Origin of the sequence: Hymenobacter bucti, assembly GCF_042681145.1 — a bacterium.
In the GTDB taxonomy this organism is placed as follows: domain Bacteria; phylum Bacteroidota; class Bacteroidia; order Cytophagales; family Hymenobacteraceae; genus Hymenobacter; species Hymenobacter bucti.
In genome coordinates, this window is the sequence record NZ_JBHUFD010000018.1 from 314154 (window position 1) to 331830 (window position 17677).

The following is a 17677-nucleotide window of genomic DNA, read 5'->3' on the forward strand; positions in this document are numbered from 1 at the left end:
TGAGTGGGAAAATAGATTTGATAGAGGGGCGCGAAGTAGCTGGCGGCCCTAGGTCGCGGTTTTGTACAAGCGGTTGGGCGGCTGCGTGATTAGCAGGGCCGCTGGGGCCTAGGGCAGCTCAATCATGGCCTTGATGACCCCGCTGGCAGGGTCAAGCCAGGTGGCGAACTCTTGGCTTACCTGCCCGAAGGCCACGCGGTGCGTGATGTAGGTAGTGGGCTGCACCTGCCCGGCGCGCATGGCGCCCAGCACGTGCTCGAAGTCCTGGCGGGTGGCGTTGCGGCTGCTCAGCAGGGTAGCCTCGCGCTTGTGAAACTCGGGGTGCGAAAAGCTGATATCGCCCTTCTGCAAGCCCACCAGCACGTAGCGCCCGCCGTGGGCCAGGTAGGCAAAGCCTTGGTTGATAGCCCCTAGGCTACCCGTGGCGTCGATAACCACCGTGGGCATGTCGCCATCGGTGATGGTGCGTAGCGCTTCGGCCACGTCCACGTTGCGTCCGTTAATCGTGTGGGTTACGCCCAGCCGTTCGCGGCAGAAAGCCAGCCGCTGCTCGTTCACATCCAGGGCAATGACCTGGCCGCCCGCGATGCGGGCAAACTCCATCACGCCCAGCCCGATGGGGCCGGCGCCCACCACCAGCACCCACTCGCCGGGCTGCACAGCGGCTCGCCGCACGCCGTGCGCCCCAATGGCCAGCGGTTCTACCAGGGCCAGCTCGTCGTAGCCCAGGCCCTGGCCGGCTACCAGCGCGCTAGCCGGCACGGCCAATAGCTCGGTCATGCCACCGTCCACGTGCACGCCGCACACCTGCATGTGCACGCAGCAATTGGGCTTGCCAGCGCGGCAGGCCACGCAGTGCCCGCAGTGGAGGTACGGGATGAAGGTCACGGCCTCACCCACGGCAAAGCCGGCGGCCCCGCCCGTGTCCACCAGTTCGCCGGCTAGCTCGTGGCCCAGCACCCGAGGGTAGCTAAAAAACGGCTGCGTGCCTTCGTAAGCGTGCAAATCGGTGCCGCAGATGCCCACCCGCCGGATGCGCAGCAGCGCCTCGCCCGGCCGGGGCGTTGGGGCAGGACGGTCTTGGTAGGCCAGGGTGCCGGGGGCTAGGCAAACGAGGGTGTTCATAGTTTATAAGCTATTTTTTTTAGAGAGATAATAGCGAGACTAGTGGGCCGTGACGAGCGTGAGCTGCTTCACCGAACTATTGCGTAGTGCGAAGCCCAGCACCACCAAAAAGCAAAGCGCGGGTACCAGGTAGGCAGTTTGGATGGTGCTGGCGTCGGAGACATGGCCCATCACCACCGGCAGCACGGCCCCGCCCGCAATGGCCATCACCAGCAGCGCCGAGCCATCCTTGGTGCGGGCGCCCAGCCCCCGAATGCCCAGCGAAAAGATGGTCGGAAACATGATGGACATGAAGAACTCGACGCCCAGCAGCGCATATACCGCCCCCGTGCCGTGCAGGGTGGTGGCCAGCACCAGCAGGCCCACATTGAGCACGCTGTAGAGGGCCAGCAGCCGCGCTGCCGGTACAAAGCGCATCAGCACCGTGCCCAGGAAACGCCCGGCCATGAACCCAAACAAAGCCACTGCCAGGTACTGGGCGGCCAATTTCTCCTCCATCCCCGCCACGCTGCTGGCAAACCGAATGAAAAAGCTGCTCACGCAAACCTGCGCCCCCACGTAGAAAAACTGCGCCAGCACCCCGAATACCAGGTTTTTTTGCTGCCACAGGCCGCCATCGGCCGTAGCAGCGACTTCTTCCTCGGCCAGGGCGGGCAGGGGCGTGCGCCACAGCAGCAGGGCGATGAGCAGCACGAAACCCCCGATGAGCAGGTAGGGCACCTGCACGGCCGCCGCCTCGTGGTCGAGGTAGGCCGCGAGCGCGGCGGGCGACAGCGCGGCCAGCTGCGCGCTACTCGGGCTCTTGCCAGATAGGATGAAAATGCCGCCCAGCAGCGGCGCCAGCGTGGCCGCCAGGCCATTGAACGACTGCGCAAAATTTAGCCGCTGGGTAGCGCCCTCGGGGCTACCCAGGCCGGTGATGTAGGGGTTGGCGGCCGTCTCCAAAAACGTGAGGCCGGAGGCGATGACGAACAGCGCCCCCAGAAAAAAGGCGTAGGAGCGCAGCGCAGCCGCGGGATAAAACAGCAGCGCGCCGGTGGCAAACAGCCCCAAACCCAATAACATACCACCCTTGTAGCCGAAGCGCTTCATGAACTGCCCGGCCGGCAGCGCCAGCAGAAAGTAAGCTAGGTAGGAGGCCGAATCGATGAGCGCCGACTGGCCATCGGTAAGCTGGCAGGCCTTCTTGAGGTGCGGAATCAGAATCGGGTTCAGATTCAGCGCGAAGCCCCAGAGGAAGAACAGGCAGGTTATCAGGCCAACGGCAAACGTAGTAGTGCGGGCAGCGGTCACGGGTGGGATGGAGAGAGAAGGGTAGAGAAAAGCCAATAGCGTGAGGCCGCCGGGCTAGAGCAGTCGGGGCAGCCTAGGCGCCCAGTTTGTAGATGCGCTCGAGCAGCTGCCATTTTTCGGCGGCCGTGGCGTCGGGCGTGGTTTGCTGAAACGGGGCGACCAGGGCTTCCCATTCGGCTTGGCGGGGCTTGGTGGCCAGCGTCTGCATGGCCTGGTCGTGGTCGAACTCCGGCACCGTGTCCATTAGCATGAAGGCCTGGTTGTCAATGAGGTATATTTCCATGTCCAGAATGCCGACTTCGCGCATGCCCTGGGTTATTTCGGGCCAGGCATTGCCAGGGGCGTGCAGATGGCGATAGGCGGCCAGCAACTCGGTATCGGCTTGCAGGCGCAGGGCTTTGCAGTATCGTTTGAAGGGGGTAGGGCGGGCATCTTCGGCGTAGGCCATGGGTGGGGATAAGGGAATTAAAAATTAAAAATGATGAATTAAAAATTTGCTTACCAACTACTTAAGGCTTTAATTTTTCATTTATAATTTTTAATTCTTTCGTCAGGAGTTGTCCCAGGTTTCGCCCAGCACGGGGTGCAGCAGGGCGCGCACCTCGCGTAGCAGGTCGGGGTCGGGGGGCGTGGCGGCCCATTCAATGTTCTGGCGCATCAGGCGCGGGCAGGCAGCGCTCACCAGGGTAGTGGCCAGCCCCAGGTGGCTCACCGCAAACTGAATGGCCAGCTGCTCAATGGGATATCCCTGGCTGGCGCAGTGGGCCGCGGCCCGCCGAGCGTGCTTCTTGAGGGCGGCTGAGGCCGGATGCCAGGCCGGCGGCCCTTGGGCCGAAAGCAGCCCCATGGCCAGCGGCGCGGCATTGATAACACCCACGCCGCGCTCTTCGAAGTAGGCCACGTGCTCGGCCAGCGCATCGTCATTGAGGCAGTAGTGGCAGAAGGAAAGCACCGTGTCGAGGGTGCCGGCCGGCACCCGGTCGAGGATGTAGTGCAGCTTGGCCAGCGGCAGGCCCGTGATGCCGATGTAGCGCACCTTACCAGCCGCCTTGAGGGCGTGCAGGGCCGGAATAGTTTCGTGAATAACCTGCTCTAGGTCAGCAAACTCCACATCGTGCACGCTCAGCAGGTCGAGGTAGTCGGTATGCAGGCGGGTCAGGCTCTCGTCCACGCTTTGGGCTACGCGGGCGGCGCTGTAATCCCAGGTTTTTACGCCGTTGTGGCCGTAGCGGCCTACTTTGGTCGAGAGCAAATACTGCGGCCTGGGCAGGGTGCGCAGGGCCTGGCCCAGCACGGCCTCGGCCTTGGTAAAGCCGTAGTACGGGGCCACGTCGATAAAATTGACACCCTGCGCCACCGCTTCGTGCACGGTGCGGATGCCCTGCGCTGGGTCAATGTCTTCAAACACCCCACCCAGGGCCGAAGCCCCTAGGCTTAAGGGGGATACGTGCATATCGGTACGGCCGACCTGGCGGTAGTGCATGGGGTGGGAGAAGTAGATTGGATAGAAACTAATTGTCCTGTGAGGACCTGCAGTGGCCAAAGCTAATAGGGTAAAACCAACTGTTTATCAGGTTATTGCAAGTTTTTCTCCGCAAAGCTTTGCGCAAAGCTTTGCGGAGAAAAAAATAAGTGCCACCCAGCAGCGCGTTAGTTTTGGACCCGTATCGAGGAGGTATGTAAGTGGACCTAGGTAGGCGCGCGTAGTGAGCACTGCACCCAGCTTAGTTGCGCCGGGCAGCCTGTATTATTACCTTATTATTATCCTAGAAGTACTCGCCATGAGCAAACGTCCCGTTTCGCTGAAGACGCTAGCCCAGGCGCTCAACGTATCCATCTCCACCGTGTCGCGGGCCCTGCGCAACCACCCCGACATTGGCCCCGAACTCACCCAGCGGGTGCAGCAGCTGGCCCAGGAGCTGCACTACAGCCCCAACCCGCTGGCCATGGGCTTGCTCAAGAATGCCACCCGCATCATTGGGGTCATTGTGCCGGCGCTGGTTACCCATTTCTTCGCCTCCATCATCAGCGGCATCGAGAGCGTGGCCATCGAGCACGGCTACTACATCGTGATTCGGTGCAGCTACGAGAGCTTCGAGAAGGAGCAAGAGTGCCTCGCCAACCTGCTGCAATTGCGCGTGGAGGGCATTATCATGTGCTTGTCGCAGGAAACGCGCACCTACGCGCATTTCGACCCGCTGCTGGCCGCCGGCACGCCGCTCGTGTTCTTCGACCGCGTGTGCCGCCCCACGGAGGTACCCACCGTGGTAGTCGATAATCAGGCGGCCGCCTGCCGCATCACCCGGCACTTTGTGGCGCAGGGCCGGCGGCGCATCGCGCACATCGCCGGGCCGGCGGCGCTCAACATCAGCCGCGAGCGGGTGGCCGGCTACCGCGAAGGCCTCGCCACCGAGGGCCTGGCTTTCGATGCGCAACTGCTCGTGTCCTCCGACCTCAGCGCCGAAAGCGCCACTGCGGCCACCCAGCAGCTACTAGCCCTGCCCGAGCCGCCCGATGCCATTTTTGGCGTAAACGACACCACGGCTTTTGCCGCCATGAAGGAAATACGGCGGCAGGGCTTGCGCATTCCGGCCGATGTGGCACTGGTGGGTTTCACCGACGAGTACCATGCCACGGTGGTCGAGCCCATGCTGACCTCCGTCATGCATCCCACATTTGAGATGGGGCGCACGGCGGCGCTCTTATTTCTGGAGCAAACCAAGGGCAATGTACCCCCGCGCCAGGTGGTGCTGGCCACGCAGCTGGTAGTGCGCGAGTCTTCTCTATGAAGAAATATTAAGGCCGTTTGAAGTAATCTACCTACACCGACCAGAAGAGAGACGTGAAGGTGAGGTGGTCGAGTAAAAACAGCCAGTGGCAAGTCTTCCTTCCACTGCTCATGGCTGACAAAACACTTCCGAGCGGCTCGCCGCTGACCCGCAAGAAATACACGCCGGCTTTTAAAGCCGCGTGCGTGCGCCAGGTGGCCGCTGGGGCCCGGCAAACCGACGTGGCTCGCGCCCAGGGTCTCTCGCCCGCTTTGCTTGGCCGCTGGCAGCGCGAGGCGTTAGCCGAGGCCGTGCCTACCAGCGCAGAGCGCGCAGAGATTAAACGCCTGCGCGCCGAGCTCAAACGCGTGGAACAGGAACGCGATATGTTAAAAAAAGTCGTGACCAGTGCCTGCTTTTGACGCAGGCTCTCCCAACCGCTTCAGTTATGAGCCGTTACCAGTTTATCGAGCAGCTTGCTGCTACCGAGCCGGTACAGGGGCTCTGCCGCGTGCTAGCGGTCAGTGTGGCGAGCTACTAGCAGTGGCGGAGCCGGCCAGCGCGGCTAACACCCGCTTGGGAGCCTGCGGCCACCGCCGCCATTTCTGGCCATGCCCAGCGCTATGGCACCCGCCGCCTACGGGCAGAATTACGCGCGGAAGGGCACGCTGTCGGGCGCTATGCGCTGCGCAGCTGGCTAATCGCCGCGGCTTGCGGGCGCTGAGTACGCGGCCGCAACGCCCGCGCACCACCGTGGCCGCCCCCGAAGCGGTCGTGGCCGAAAACTTGCTGCTTAACCAGCCCGCGCCCACGGCCCCCCATCAGGTGTGGGTCGGGGGGATATCACCTACCTGCCGCTAGTCGGCGGGCGCTGGTGCTTTCTGGCCACCTGGCGCGATACCTGCTCGCGGCGTGCAGTCGGCTGGCACCTCGACCAGCAGATGCCCACCGAGCTAGTGCTCACAGGCCTAGACAGGCCTAGAGCAGGCGCTGACGCTGCGCCAGCCAGCTCCTGGCCTGATTATCCACGCCGACCGGGGCAGCCAATACACCAGCTCAGCGTGCCGGGCACGCATCGAACAAGCTCAGGCACTGGCCAGCTACAGCCGGCCGGGTACCCCCTACGATAATGCCCAGGCCGAGGCGGGCTGGAGCACACTCAAAACCGAATTGCTCCCGAACGGTGGCGCCTTTGCTAGCCTCAAAGAGGCCCGTTTAGAGGTCGCCCACTACCTCGACACCTACTTTAATCTCGACCGTCGGCACTCCGCGCTGGGTTATCGCTCGCCGCACCAATTTGAACGCGACTTTCAAATCAGTATATCTTAGCTCACTGTCCGTTTCTATTGGACCACCCCAATACCAAAATTTTAACCAAGGCCTAAGGTGCAGATTGACGTTAGTTTTCAGCGTGATGGTGCCCACCAGGTACGTGCCGGCCGGTACTTTCACGGTGCCGCCGCCGCCCTGGTTGCAGGCATCAACAGCCTTTTGGATGGCGGCGGTGGCCAGGATTTTGTCATTGCTCAGGGCCCACTAGTCCTGCAGGGAATACGTTGAGCCCAGGGCCCCAGCGGCCGGCAGCAGCAGGGAAACGGTGAGCAGCAAGCAGTTCATAGGGGTACATTACTGGCGGGCAGCTAGCTCCAGTCGAAGGTGGTAGTTTGGCCATCGAGCCGCCACCGGGTGGGGCATAAGGTAGTGAGCCAGTCGAGTGGCTCGCCCACGGGCATTGGGCGGGCGGCTTGGGCGAGGGCGGCCGTCAGGGCGGCTTTTTGGGGGGCACCGATGGCCTCCGGCTGGGCCGACACGAACAACGGGGCCCCGCTGCCGGCCAGCAGGCGCAGCCACTCCGCATTCTGGGCCCAGGCTACCTTGGGCGTGATGCCCACGCAGTCGCCATCAACGGCAAAAAACTGGTTATGCTGCACCAGCCGGAAACCCAGCGTGTTGACGCCCATTTTGCGGGTGCGGTCCCATTCCTGGCCGCTGGTGTCGTCGCCGGTGCGGCTCAGCTCAAACAGGCCCGCCGCCAGGTGGCCCACGGTGTTGCAGCCGATGAGGTAGGCAGGCCCCGCCGCGTCGCGCATGGCCTGGTACAGGGCCAGCGTAATCTCGGCCGTGGTGCGGGTGTCGTCGTGGAAGCGCCAGCCGGCGGGCGTGAGGCGCTCCTTCATATCGAAGCCCCAGCGGCCCAGCAAGTCATAGGTGCTAAAGTCGTGCTTCACCAGGTCATAGCCCCACGCTTGGTAAGTGGCAAAATTGCGTTGGATACCGGCCAGGTTCTCGGGGATGGTGGGGTCGAGGACGGGCCGGCGCGGGTCGTTACGGCCCGCGATGCGGGGTAGCAGCCGGTTGGCCGGCGCGTCGTGGCGGGCGCAGAGCGGGCGCATCCACAGCCCCGGCCGCATGCCTAGCTGCCGAATGTCGGCTCCTAACTTGCTCATGTCGGGGAACTTGGCATTAGGCCGCGAGAAGTCGTCGTTCCACGAGCCGTCGTTGGGTAGGGCAGGCGCGTAGGCCGCCCAGCCAGCGTCAATGACCGAAAACGGGCGGTTATCGCCGGCTGGCATGAGGTCGGCCAGCAGCCGGGTGTGCTGCAAAATCAGGTCGGCCGAGTTGTTGCCGTAGGCAAAGTACCAGTCGTTGATGCCGTACACGGGCTGGCGCGGTAGCCGCGGGGCGGGGCTCATCAGGCCGCAAAAGCGGTGGGCCGTGGCGAAGGCGTTTTCGCCCGGCCGGCTCGTGGTGGCCAGCACCGTGGCGGCGGCCAGCGTGCGGGCCCCCAGCCGCACGCCCACCCCGCCGCTCTCCGTATCGAGGGTGAGCTGCAGCTGACCGCTGCCCACCTGCCAGTGGCAAAAAGTGCGGGCCCCCGTACGCACCCCAAAGCAAGCCGTGCGGCCGCTGCGCGGGTCGTGCTGCACCAGGTACCAGGGCAGCGGGCGGGCCAGGGCGGGCGGCTGAAAGTGCACGTCGCCGTAGGTGCGCTCCCAGGCGTCGCCGAGCACGGTGGCCCCGGCCGGAACGGCGTAGCGCCAGTGCAGCTCCACGGCGTGCAAGGGCAGGGTGGGCGACTGCACGGCCACGGCCAGGCCCCCGCCAGCCTGCGGCACCAGGCGCACCGTCACATCGCGGTAGGTCCAGGAACGGCGGCCGTCGGCAGCCACCAGCGCCTGCGCCTGGGGCCCCGGACCGAGCCGCACGAGCACGCGGGTGGGCAGCTCCACAGTCTCGGCGGGGGCGGCCGCGGGGCCCACAGCTGCTAAGGTTACTAGGCTGCCCAGCGCAGCGCCGGAAAACTGAAGGAAATTTCTTCTGTTCACGGGTAGGCACGTTGATGAGAGCCTGAAATGTAGGCGCTACGGCGCAGAATCTCGCGGCTTGCGGGGCCGTTGTGGTACGGGCACTTCCAACGACTGGCCTGGTCCTAATCCGTTAGGGGGCGTGGTCGGCCTCCACGCCCCACACTCACTTGCCGCCCCGTTGGTCCAAAATACGGGCCTAGATGGATTGCCATGAGTTATGGGCCTTGGTTAAAAGTTTGGTCCAAAAGTCGCGTTTGGCAGCCAGCCCACTTGCGTGGCGTATCAAAAAGCCATTAGGAGTGCCTAAACGTCACTTTAGATTGGGTAAACCTGTTTTAGGTATCGCTTTTTTGCCAGATAAGGGCCTGAACTATTAAGAAGCTTCCTGGTATCCGAAAAGGAGCGTTTGTTGGAGCGGTATTCTAAAAGTCCATCTTGCGACATGACTTTTACCCTTACACCTGACCTCGGAGCGGATGCATTGCGCTTCGGTATGAACCGGTCAGCAATACGGGCACAGTTGGCCGAAACGCCCACACAATTTTTACGTGCCGAAGTTGAAGATACCGATTACTACCCGTCGTTAGGCCTGTTGTCATCTACCAGGAAGGGGAAATATGTGCGGCACTAGCGTTCACTCGGCCGGCCCGCGTGCTGTTAAATGGCGTATCTCTGCTGCCCTTATCGAAAAAGAAGGCCCTGGCATTGTTTCATGATGACTCTGGGTTGACACAAGACGAGGCCGGCTGGACAAGTTATAAGCAGGGGATCGGAGCTTACTACGAAGAGTCTCGGCGGGCTGAATCAATCATTGCCTTTTTTCCTGGCTATTATGAATCCAGCATGCCATGACTTTTCAGCTACTTACCTAGGTGGCTCAGCAAGGCGCGCCTTCAGAGGGCTCAGAAAGTACTGAGCAGGGCAAGTGACTCAGAAAGTCCGTAACAAGTGTGTTTGCGAGCTAGAAATAGGGTTGCACCGATGCTAAACAAGCGGGTCCGTAAGGTGCAGGGGCTGTTGCAGAACTCTTGACTCGTTCCTACTGCGGACACTGCCGGCGGTAAGGCTCCCGCCAATAGGGCAAAAACTGCCCTTCTAGGGGCATCCTAGGCAGGGCCATGGCCAGGCGCAGAGTTCTCTTAGGCTGGTGCTTGAGCAGCTTTTTGAGATTGAAGGCAATGGCCGTGAGTAGCATCGTTTTGTGGGCGCCACTGCGACCTCGCGTATTGACCCGGCGTAGGCCGTAGTGCTGGAGTAAGCTGCTAAACACGGGTTCAATCGTGCGCTGCCGCAGCCGGCGCATGCGTTGACCCTGTCGGCTCTGCTGTCGGGTGAGGGCCCGGGGCCGTGCGGATGATTTGCCGCTTCTTGACCTTGGGGGCGCAGGTCGGCTTACGCGGGCACAAGCGGCAGTCCCGGCTAGTCGCCCGGTATATTTTCCCCAACCTACCGTCCTGATTCTTGTCAAACGCTTTGAAAGGTAGTTTCTTGCCAGCTAAGCAGGTAAAGCAGTCGCTCCCGCATCGTAGGTAAAGCCCTCCGTTTCGGGCTTGTATTTGCCGAAAACGGGAATCCAAGGCGTGATGCCCCGCGCTTCGAGCAGGGCGTAGTTTACGCCATTCGAATAATTGGTGTCCGCTACTACCTCTCGCACCGGCAAGTCATGGGTGAGCAGGCGCTGGTGGAGCGGCGCAACGATACTTTCCAGCAACACGCTATCACGGCGGTCGGCGAAATCGGCTTGGATATGACTGATGAGGCCGTGGCCTTCGTCCACGGCCATGCTGCACAGGTAGTTGAGGGCGCGCGCCTTGCCCGGCTTGACCGAGATGCGGGCGTTGGGGTCGGTGGGGCTGTAGTGCGTTTTGTTGCTCAGCAAACGGGCCTGGGCCCGGTCGCGACCCAAGGGACCGCTGTTGTTGCGCAGGTAGCGGGCGTAGGTGGTGGCCACGCGCCGCAGCTCATGCGCCGGGCTGGAGAGCAGGGCCGCTGGCAGAGCAGCTAGGCCAGCTGGCACGGGCTCGCCGGCCACGTGCAGCGGGGGGGCGGGTGCTTCGGCGGACTGCTTTTCGCATAAGCGCTCGAGCAAGGCGTTGGCTTTGACTGGGGCCGAGTCCACGGCTTGCGTGTGGCCGGTCACTAAGTCGGCGGCTACGCATTGAGCAAACACGTGGTCGAACAGGTGCTCAAAAACGGCGACTGGGTAGAGCTGGCGGGTACGACTGATGGTAGAGTGCCAGGGTAGGTCTTCGTCGACTTCATAGCCCAGAAAGTATAGGATGTCCAGCCGCAAGCTGCAGTGCTCAACGAGGCGCCGGTCGCTGACCAGGTTTTCCAGGCGGCTGACCAGCATCAGCTTAAAGAAGACCACCGGGTCCAGCGAGGGCTGGCCTGTATGGCTTTAGAGGCTCTGGGTCTGCTGGTAGAGAAAGTCCCAGTCGAGCAGCTCGGCTAGGCGGTGGTAGAGATTCTGCTTCGGTACGCGCTCCGACAAACGAAAGCGCAGCACGTTATCGGTGAACTGCTTATGGCCCTGCATAGGCCTAAGGTACCGCTGGCCAGCCACCTACTTCTGCAATAGCCACCGTGCCTTATTGAGCCTACCGATTAGTTAATCAAAATAACATCCTTAAACTTTCCGCTCAGGCTAGACCATCTCACCTGCATACTCAAAGGGCGGGTCCGCTTGCCCAAGCACAACCCAAGCTAAAATAAAAAATCTTTAAGATATAATATTATTTATTTAATAAAAAAAGTTTTATATATTTAGAGTTCTATTCTTTGGTAACTGACTTGCCCACCCTTCATTCTCAGTAACACTATGCCTTTTATTACTCGCTTGTCTGTTACTGCCGCTTTACACTACGGAGGGTACACGGGACTATTACTCACCTTTCTTCTCGCAGCCGGCAACGTGCGCGCCCAAGGGTTTATGCCGACCAGTTGGTCGCCGACTCGCAATGCGCTGGCTGCCCCCTCTGCTACGGATGTGGCCGTAGGCTTCAGCCAGGCATTGAGCAATAGTTCTGCTACTAGGTCAGCGCTTGCTGTATTCAGCTCGCAGGCTGGCGGCTATAAGCAAGGTGCGACCGCGGTTAATGGTAACGCGCTCACTTTGCGCCCCATGGTGCCCTTCAAACCGGGAGAGTTGGTTTCTACGACCGTGACTACCGCCGTGCAGAGCAGTAATCAGCAGAGCTTGACCCGCCCCTACGTTTTCCAGTTCACGACGGCTACTGCCCCTGGTTCTGGCATATTCCGCAGCAACCCCGACGTGCCGTTGAGCAACCCGTTTAGTCTCGCCGTAGGCGATATAGACGCCGACGGTGACCTGGACTTGCTCTCCGTAAATTCGGTCAGCACTGGCCCCGAAAATACCGTCAGCGTACGCCTAAATGTTGGAAACGGTACTTTCACTAGCGGTCAGGAAATACCTGGTATCGGGGCGGGCCGAATCCTGCTGGGCGATTTGGACAGCGACGGCGACCTGGATTTAGTGACCAGTGGCGGGGTGCGTTTAAACAATGGCGGCACTTTCGGCAACCTTGAACCGGCGGGCCTAGGCGGTACCGCTGTGGGGGACGTGGATGGCGACGGAGACTTGGATTTAGTAACTGAAGGGTTGACAAGCAGTGGGTCCATACCCAGCACAGTCGTGCGGGTGCGGCTGAACAACGGCCGCGCTGGTTTCAGCGAGGGCCCCGCCGTGCCGGTAAGCCTCAACGCCTCGACCGTCGTGCTGGGTGACGTTAATAACGATGGGACCCTGGACCTGCTGGCAAGCGGCCGCAATGGACTCATCGACGTGCGCCTGAACACCGGTCAGGGCTCCTTTGCCAGCACTGGCCAGCGCCTGAGTATTGCCACAATGCCCGGGGGCTTGCTACTGGGTGATGTGGATGGCGACAGTGACCTGGATGTGGTGGCTGCCAACACGGGCAGCACGGTCACTGTGGTGTTCAACGATGGGCAAGGCACATTCGGCGGCAGCCGATTCGTGAACCTGGGCTCCTTTGCTGTGTTCGAAGCGCTAGGCGATGTCGACGGCGATGGGGACCTCGATTTGCTGGCAGGCGGCTTTCCTAATTCAGTGAGCTTACGACGTAACGACGGCCTGGGCAACTTTAGCGGCGACCAAGCCCTGGTGGTTGCTGGCAGCCCACGAGCTATTGCTGTGGGCGACCTCGACGGTAATGGCACCCTGGATTTCGCGACGGCCAACTTAAGCAGCGGGACAATTGGCTCAGCCAGCATCCGACTAAACCCAGCTACGGAGCCCGTCAGCGCCAGTTACCGCATCAATGCAGGCGGCGAAACCGTGAGCACCTCCCAGGGCACGTTTACGGCAGACCACTATTATGCGCCCGCACCAGGCAACACGGCCATGACCAGCGCCGCCATCGCCGAGACCACCGATGATGCCCTATACCAGAGCGAACGCTACGGCACCAACGGGGTGATGAGCTATGCCTTGCCCGTAGTCAATGGCACCTACACCGTCAAGTTGCACTTCGCGGAACTCTACTGGACTGGGGCCGGCCAACGGGTCTTTGATGTTTCCGCCGAAAACGCGCCAGTGCTCACAGCCTACGATATTTATAAGAAGGTAGGCGCTTTCACGGCCACCACCGAAACCATCCCGGTTACGGTCAGCGACGGCCTGCTAAACCTTGACTTTACGGCCCTAAATGCGGGTGGCCTAGATAACCCTGAAGTAACAGCCATCGAGATTCTCCCCAACTCCATTGGCAATATTCCTACAACTTATCGGCTTAACGCCGGCGGCGAGACGTTGAGTACTTCAACCGGTTTCTTCTACGCGGACCAGGCCTTCTCACCCGCACCAGGCAACACGGCCATGACCAGCGCCGCCATCGCCGGGACCACCGATGATGCCCTATACCAGAGCGAACGCTACGGCACCAACGGGGTGATGAGCTATGCCTTGCCCGTAGTCAATGGCACCTACACCGTCAAGTTGCACTTCGCGGAACTCTACTGGACTGGGGCCGGCCAACGGGTCTTTGATGTTTCCGCCGAAAACGCGCCAGTGCTCACAGCCTACGATATTTATAAGAAGGTAGGCGCTTTCACGGCCACCACCGAAACCATCCCGGTCACGGTCAGCGACGGCCTGCTGAACCTTGACTTTACGGCCCTAAATGCGGGTGGCCTAGATAACCCTGAAATAACAGCCATCGAAGTCGTGCCCGCTAGAACTGCGGCCTCGGTCGCCCGTGCGCAGGCGACCCTGCGCCAAGAGGCCAAGGTAGCCCCACCCGTGTTTGAAGCTTATCCCAACCCATCCACAGATTGGACCACGCTCCACTTCCAAGCCTTGGAAACGGGCAAAGCCCAGGTGCTGGTCTACAACTTGCTAGGCCAGTTGATGGCCACCCTCTTTGACGAGGTGGCCGAAGCGGGGCACGACTATGAACGCACACTCAATGGCACGAGCTTGCCGGCAGGCGTGTATACGTGCCGCTTGCTGCTAGGCGGAAAAGCGCACACCCAGCGGCTGGTGCTCGTTAAATAGAGTCATTCGCTACCAGCTGTAAAAAGTTATTTCTAGAAATACCAGCGGCACATCGGTCTGCTTGTGACATTCGATAAAGTCTGGAAGCAGGCTATATTTTGAAATTACATAGTCTGTGGTTCATAACTTTTCCTATACAGGTAAGTGCTTTGTGCCACTTGTTACCTAATACAGGCCATCCTAGGCCGGAATTTCGTACCATTTCGTGTTCTACCCAATGCCTAGCTGATAACAATGTCGTATCGAAAAACAAGTTAGCTCTCCTAACTGATGAATTACCTTGGCTAACATTAACCGGCGTGTCACAGAAGACAACTGGTCGTGGCCCATCTAGCAAGCACGGCAAGAGCGTAAACTAGCTGCTAGGTACGGGTAAAAGGCACGCAGGCTAGCCTTCCTAGCTCCATCCAGCTCGTCGAGCGCTCGCTTGAAGGTGTCGCGCCGAGTTCTGCAACAGCCACTACTATTTCTCGAACAACCTTTCCTCCCCCGCCCACGGCCCTGAAAACGCCGTTTGTTGAGGCCTGCGCGGGGAGGGTTTTTCGAACGGGTTGTTACGCTTCGTTTGGCTTAGTAAGGCCAAGCCACAAAGCTGCCGCGCTAAAGCTCTCTCCACTCCCTCCTCTGGCCGGCTTCGCTCGGGCACCTGCCCACATAGCTAGCGCCGGGTTTACTGGAGCAGAGGGTGGGGGGGGGTGCGGCGCACATACTCGAGGAGCTTGGTCAGCAGCAACCCCGATACGGCGGGCAGTAGGGGCAGTAAGAAAGCGGCGGCGGCCGTATCTACATGCCCCCGCAAGGTGGTCAGGGCCCCCTCGCTGGTGGCCCGAAAGCCCATGCGCCACTCCCCGAAGCGCCGGGCAGGCAGCGGGCCACTCGAAAGGATGGTACAGTGCTGGTGGCGCGGGTCGCGGGCAATGCGCAGGTAGAGGGCTTCTACGAGCCCCCGCTCCCCTTCCAGGACCTGAATCAGGCGACCGCTGGGCGTGTGTAATAACAGGCCCGTTACGTTATGGGCCGTGTTGTAGTGCCGGGCCTGCTCCAGTAAAGCTGTTAACGCTGTTTCCGAGAACGGCTGCGTGGCCTGGCTTTCGTAGACGAGATAGTAGAGCGGCATGAGGCAGAGGGCAGACGTGGGTCGCTAAAGGTAGCAGGGCGTAGTCCCAAAAGCCTTAGCTGAATTCCCGCCGCACGCCAAGAGCTGGGCGAGAGCAGGTCAATCAAGTGCGCCTTTCGGACCTGCTTGGGTGCTTAATTCGTCCAGCCTAGTTGGGCTACCCTTTATTAGCGCCTTAACAACTCATGCACCACCGTGATATAGTTCGTATCAATCGACTTGCTTTGCTGCCTGTTTTGTTACTACTTGTTAGCTGCACCGACCCCGAGCAAGAATACCTGCATCGGCGGGCTGCAGCTGCCAAACAGCCACCCGCTACCCTAGGCTTTAACCTGCGGGCTGGCACGCCTCGCGAGCAAGTGCTACAGCAACTTGATTCGCTCCGGTCCTGCCAGGCCTTAGTAGCCAGGGTTCGCTACGATAAAGACAGTATCGCTCATCTGCCAATGGAGCCGCATCCATTATTTACCACAGGTAAGCTAACCGGCCTACAACTCACCCTGCCGGAATTAGAGAAATGGCAATGGGTCGGTATATTAGACAGCCTGCGTAGCGTCTATGGGATGCACAACGACCGACATCCCGAGGACTTGCAAAAGTGGCATTGGTACTGGTTTGCGGCCGGTATGGAGATTGATTTTGGCCACCGCAAGCCGTTAAATACAGGGCCATGGTGTATAACCTATGGGCTTGTGGTACCCCTCACTGCTACACTCAGGAAGTGATATAGAAGGCTCCTGTTCTTACGCAGAGACGAGCCTGAGTCATTTGAAGAGGTTCCTTTGGAAAATGTCTTATTAGGCGAAGTTGAAAACCCGCTTAAGTACTTGGCCCATTTAAGCGGGCAACCAGTCCTCGGTCTCTCGATAACGCCCTAAGTCCACCGTCGTGAACTCATCACGCGCCCCACTTGCCGTGAGGCCCAATCCGCATAACACGGCATTAATCGTCAGGGGAGCTGGGCTTCGCTGGCCACCTTGCCAGAGCAGGCCGATTTGGTGGCCTTTGCCTCCAAAATACTCGGCCTCTACATAGCCGATACTAGCGGAACCAAGCAACGAGAGTACTTGCTGTTCGACGTAGCTGGTTAGAAACAGACAGGAAGCAATCGTAGTGGATTCGACAAAGTGGTTCACTTCGTCATACAGGTCCTCGGTCATAGGGAGCAACGAGAGACCTGCAGCTAGTTCTACACTATAAGCGTGCTGGAAGTGGCTAGCTAATTGCTGCACAATTTGGGTAGGACCAAGAAAGGCGCGAAGCGTGTAACCCATTAGGCGATAGAAACTAAACAAGAATGAGGCGTTAAATTTACACGCTGCTTAGACTGTTCTAAAAATAGTCGAATTACATAATGTAGTTTACCGGACAACTCCTGGAAAAGTAGTGGTTTTAGACCCGGCCGGCCAATGCAGCCGGCGTAGTACTTTATCGGGGCAGGGCTTCAATTTGAGCATTTATTAAGACTCGTCGCTGCGGGGTATCTTGTAGACGGGCAGTAGTAAACCAGTTCCTAAAAACCGTTTTACATTACATGGATGTTCTGGATTGAAAAAGCATACCGCCCTTCTTGACTTTCCTCGTGCATCAGGCATTGCAATGTGAGGTCACTCAATTGGTAGTCAATGAATAAGTCGCAATCCACGAATACGTCCTCCGTGCCATCAATCGGATAAAAGTCATAATTCCAAATCAGTGGTTTGGGTGGCGTGACTTCCCCTCCATATTCGTCAATGCTCCCGGCTAGTTCCTGAGGAAGCAGCCTTTTGTTTCTGTCTAGGTGGTACAGCTCGTCGAAAGCACGCCTGGAAAGCAGGCTAATGATGAGTGCTAGGGTGTCCGCTAGTTTCGTGCTGTTCATAAGTAGCTACTAAGGAAAAACTGCTTAAAAAAAAACCCACTCTCACGCATCAAGGAAAATAGCCGTTTAAGTAAGGCAAATGCTTTTTTACATATTGAAAACGACGGACTACTACTTGTAAAACGCCATTATTTACCCCAGCGTCCCCTCCTGAATCCCCTCTTAGAATAAGGGTGGGTTCAGGAGGGGACGCTGGGTAGATGTAGTACTTTCCATGGCTCGACCCTAGAGGGCACACGTTCACCTGCAACTTCTCAGTTGATGCTGGTTTCGGCGCCTAATACCCCCTATGGGGCAGCTTTTGTCCACTTCTGTCAGCTATTAGCTTGGCGACCCCTCCACCTGACGCGACTTGAGGAGGCGTTCGCCTCCTTATCGGTAGTAATGGCCCGTAACCATCCTGAGATGCCTTGGCCAACCGTCTTGAGAACGCACGATGGCCAGACCATGCTCTTTACCGTGGAAGCGCTCCTAGCTTGGAAAAATGAGGCTTTCGCCAAGACGTTTCGAGGTCGCACGAGAGCTGGAACAGCAAACCCCGCTAAGCAACTTCCAGTAATAGCCTTCAGTAAGTAGAACGCTTTGAAAATCCCGCTAGAGGCAGCGCTTGCCCACAGGAGGCATCTATAGAAGTGCGCAAAGAGCGCCTAGACAACGCTCCAATTAACC

15 protein-coding genes and 1 pseudogene are annotated in these 17677 nt (G+C 59.6%); 5 read left to right on the forward strand and 11 right to left on the reverse strand.

Annotation, left to right across the window (positions count from 1 at the left end):
* Window positions 1-108 precede the first annotated feature (108 nt).
* The 4 genes from ACFSDX_RS20415 to ACFSDX_RS20430 form a co-directional block, all read right to left on the reverse strand.
* Window positions 109-1125, reverse strand: coding sequence for a zinc-binding alcohol dehydrogenase family protein (locus tag ACFSDX_RS20415; protein ID WP_382316934.1), 1017 nt, complete (start codon window positions 1123-1125; stop codon window positions 109-111).
* A 39-nt stretch (window positions 1126-1164) separates the two neighbouring features.
* Entirely contained in the window at window positions 1165-2418 is a 1254-nt protein-coding gene (gene fucP / locus ACFSDX_RS20420; protein WP_382316936.1) for an L-fucose:H+ symporter permease, read from the reverse strand.
* A 73-nt stretch (window positions 2419-2491) separates the two neighbouring features.
* Window positions 2492-2866, reverse strand: coding sequence for an L-rhamnose mutarotase (locus tag ACFSDX_RS20425; protein WP_382316938.1), 375 nt, complete (start codon window positions 2864-2866; stop codon window positions 2492-2494).
* 102 nt (window positions 2867-2968) lie between these two features.
* Entirely contained in the window at window positions 2969-3901 is a 933-nt protein-coding gene (locus ACFSDX_RS20430; protein WP_382316940.1) for an aldo/keto reductase, read from the reverse strand.
* Between the two features lie 298 nt (window positions 3902-4199).
* Between ACFSDX_RS20430 and ACFSDX_RS20435 the strand changes: the two genes are divergently transcribed.
* The 4 genes from ACFSDX_RS20435 (at window position 4200) to ACFSDX_RS20450 (ending at window position 6515) form a co-directional block, all read left to right on the forward strand.
* Window positions 4200-5207, forward strand: coding sequence for a LacI family DNA-binding transcriptional regulator (locus ACFSDX_RS20435; protein ID WP_382316942.1), 1008 nt, complete (start codon window positions 4200-4202; stop codon window positions 5205-5207).
* Window positions 5208-5317: 110 nt separating this feature from the next.
* Entirely contained in the window at window positions 5318-5608 is a 291-nt protein-coding gene (locus ACFSDX_RS20440; protein ID WP_382316943.1) for a transposase, read from the forward strand.
* Between the two features lie 405 nt (window positions 5609-6013).
* Window positions 6014-6316 (forward strand): DDE-type integrase/transposase/recombinase, encoded by a 303-nt coding sequence (locus ACFSDX_RS20445; RefSeq protein WP_382316945.1) that lies wholly within the window; start codon window positions 6014-6016, stop codon window positions 6314-6316.
* Window positions 6279-6515 carry an integrase core domain-containing protein gene (locus ACFSDX_RS20450; protein ID WP_382318198.1) on the forward strand — a complete coding sequence of 79 codons (237 nt, stop codon included), beginning with the start codon at window positions 6279-6281 and terminating at the stop codon, window positions 6513-6515. The genes ACFSDX_RS20445 and ACFSDX_RS20450 overlap by 38 nt, the downstream gene beginning before the upstream one ends.
* A gap of 311 nt (window positions 6516-6826) precedes the next feature.
* Here ACFSDX_RS20450 and ACFSDX_RS20455 read toward each other — a convergent pair whose 3' ends face one another.
* From ACFSDX_RS20455 to ACFSDX_RS20470, 4 genes and pseudogenes are all read right to left on the reverse strand, one after another.
* Complete coding sequence (locus ACFSDX_RS20455) at window positions 6827-8512, reverse strand: twin-arginine translocation signal domain-containing protein (protein WP_382316947.1); 1686 nt, start codon at window positions 8510-8512, stop codon at window positions 6827-6829.
* 1021 nt (window positions 8513-9533) lie between these two features.
* On the reverse strand, window positions 9534-9962 hold the full coding sequence (locus ACFSDX_RS20460) for a transposase (RefSeq protein ID WP_382316949.1): 429 nt from the start codon (window positions 9960-9962) through the stop codon (window positions 9534-9536).
* Between the two features lie 27 nt (window positions 9963-9989).
* A pseudogene (locus ACFSDX_RS20465) lies at window positions 9990-10880 on the reverse strand (transposase); the annotation flags it as partial.
* 15 nt (window positions 10881-10895) lie between these two features.
* Window positions 10896-11033, reverse strand: coding sequence for a hypothetical protein (locus ACFSDX_RS20470; RefSeq protein ID WP_382316950.1), 138 nt, complete (start codon window positions 11031-11033; stop codon window positions 10896-10898).
* 393 nt (window positions 11034-11426) lie between these two features.
* Between ACFSDX_RS20470 and ACFSDX_RS20475 the strand changes: the two genes are divergently transcribed.
* Window positions 11427-14030, forward strand: a complete 2604-nt coding sequence (locus ACFSDX_RS20475; protein WP_382318202.1) for a malectin domain-containing carbohydrate-binding protein — start codon at window positions 11427-11429, stop codon at window positions 14028-14030.
* Between the two features lie 670 nt (window positions 14031-14700).
* Here ACFSDX_RS20475 and ACFSDX_RS20480 read toward each other — a convergent pair.
* From ACFSDX_RS20480 to ACFSDX_RS20490, 3 genes are all read right to left on the reverse strand, one after another.
* Window positions 14701-15147 (reverse strand): BLUF domain-containing protein, encoded by a 447-nt coding sequence (locus tag ACFSDX_RS20480; RefSeq protein ID WP_382316952.1) that lies wholly within the window; start codon window positions 15145-15147, stop codon window positions 14701-14703.
* 836 nt (window positions 15148-15983) lie between these two features.
* Window positions 15984-16307 carry a hypothetical protein gene (locus tag ACFSDX_RS20485; RefSeq protein WP_382316954.1) on the reverse strand — a complete coding sequence of 108 codons (324 nt, stop codon included), beginning with the start codon at window positions 16305-16307 and terminating at the stop codon, window positions 15984-15986.
* 365 nt (window positions 16308-16672) lie between these two features.
* On the reverse strand, window positions 16673-17008 hold the full coding sequence (locus ACFSDX_RS20490) for a DUF7668 domain-containing protein (protein ID WP_382316956.1): 336 nt from the start codon (window positions 17006-17008) through the stop codon (window positions 16673-16675).
* Window positions 17009-17677 lie beyond the last annotated feature (669 nt).

Excerpts from the sequence above, each read along its gene's own strand:
- ACFSDX_RS20415 (WP_382316934.1), bottom strand. The coding sequence starts at position 1,125 with ATGAACACCCTCGTTTGCCTAGCCCCCGGCACCCTGGCCTACCAAGAC.
- ACFSDX_RS20425 (WP_382316938.1), bottom strand. The coding sequence starts at position 2,866 with ATGGCCTACGCCGAAGATGCCCGCCCTACCCCCTTCAAACGATACTGC.
- ACFSDX_RS20430 (WP_382316940.1), bottom strand. The coding sequence starts at position 3,901 with ATGCACTACCGCCAGGTCGGCCGTACCGATATGCACGTATCCCCCTTA.
- ACFSDX_RS20435 (WP_382316942.1), top strand. The coding sequence starts at position 4,200 with ATGAGCAAACGTCCCGTTTCGCTGAAGACGCTAGCCCAGGCGCTCAAC.
- ACFSDX_RS20440 (WP_382316943.1), top strand. The coding sequence starts at position 5,318 with ATGGCTGACAAAACACTTCCGAGCGGCTCGCCGCTGACCCGCAAGAAA.
- ACFSDX_RS20470 (WP_382316950.1), bottom strand. The coding sequence starts at position 11,033 with ATGCAGGGCCATAAGCAGTTCACCGATAACGTGCTGCGCTTTCGTTTG.
- ACFSDX_RS20475 (WP_382318202.1), top strand. The coding sequence starts at position 11,427 with ATGCCGACCAGTTGGTCGCCGACTCGCAATGCGCTGGCTGCCCCCTCT.
- ACFSDX_RS20480 (WP_382316952.1), bottom strand. The coding sequence starts at position 15,147 with ATGCCGCTCTACTATCTCGTCTACGAAAGCCAGGCCACGCAGCCGTTC.
- ACFSDX_RS20485 (WP_382316954.1), bottom strand. The coding sequence starts at position 16,307 with ATGACCGAGGACCTGTATGACGAAGTGAACCACTTTGTCGAATCCACT.
- ACFSDX_RS20490 (WP_382316956.1), bottom strand. The coding sequence starts at position 17,008 with ATGAACAGCACGAAACTAGCGGACACCCTAGCACTCATCATTAGCCTG.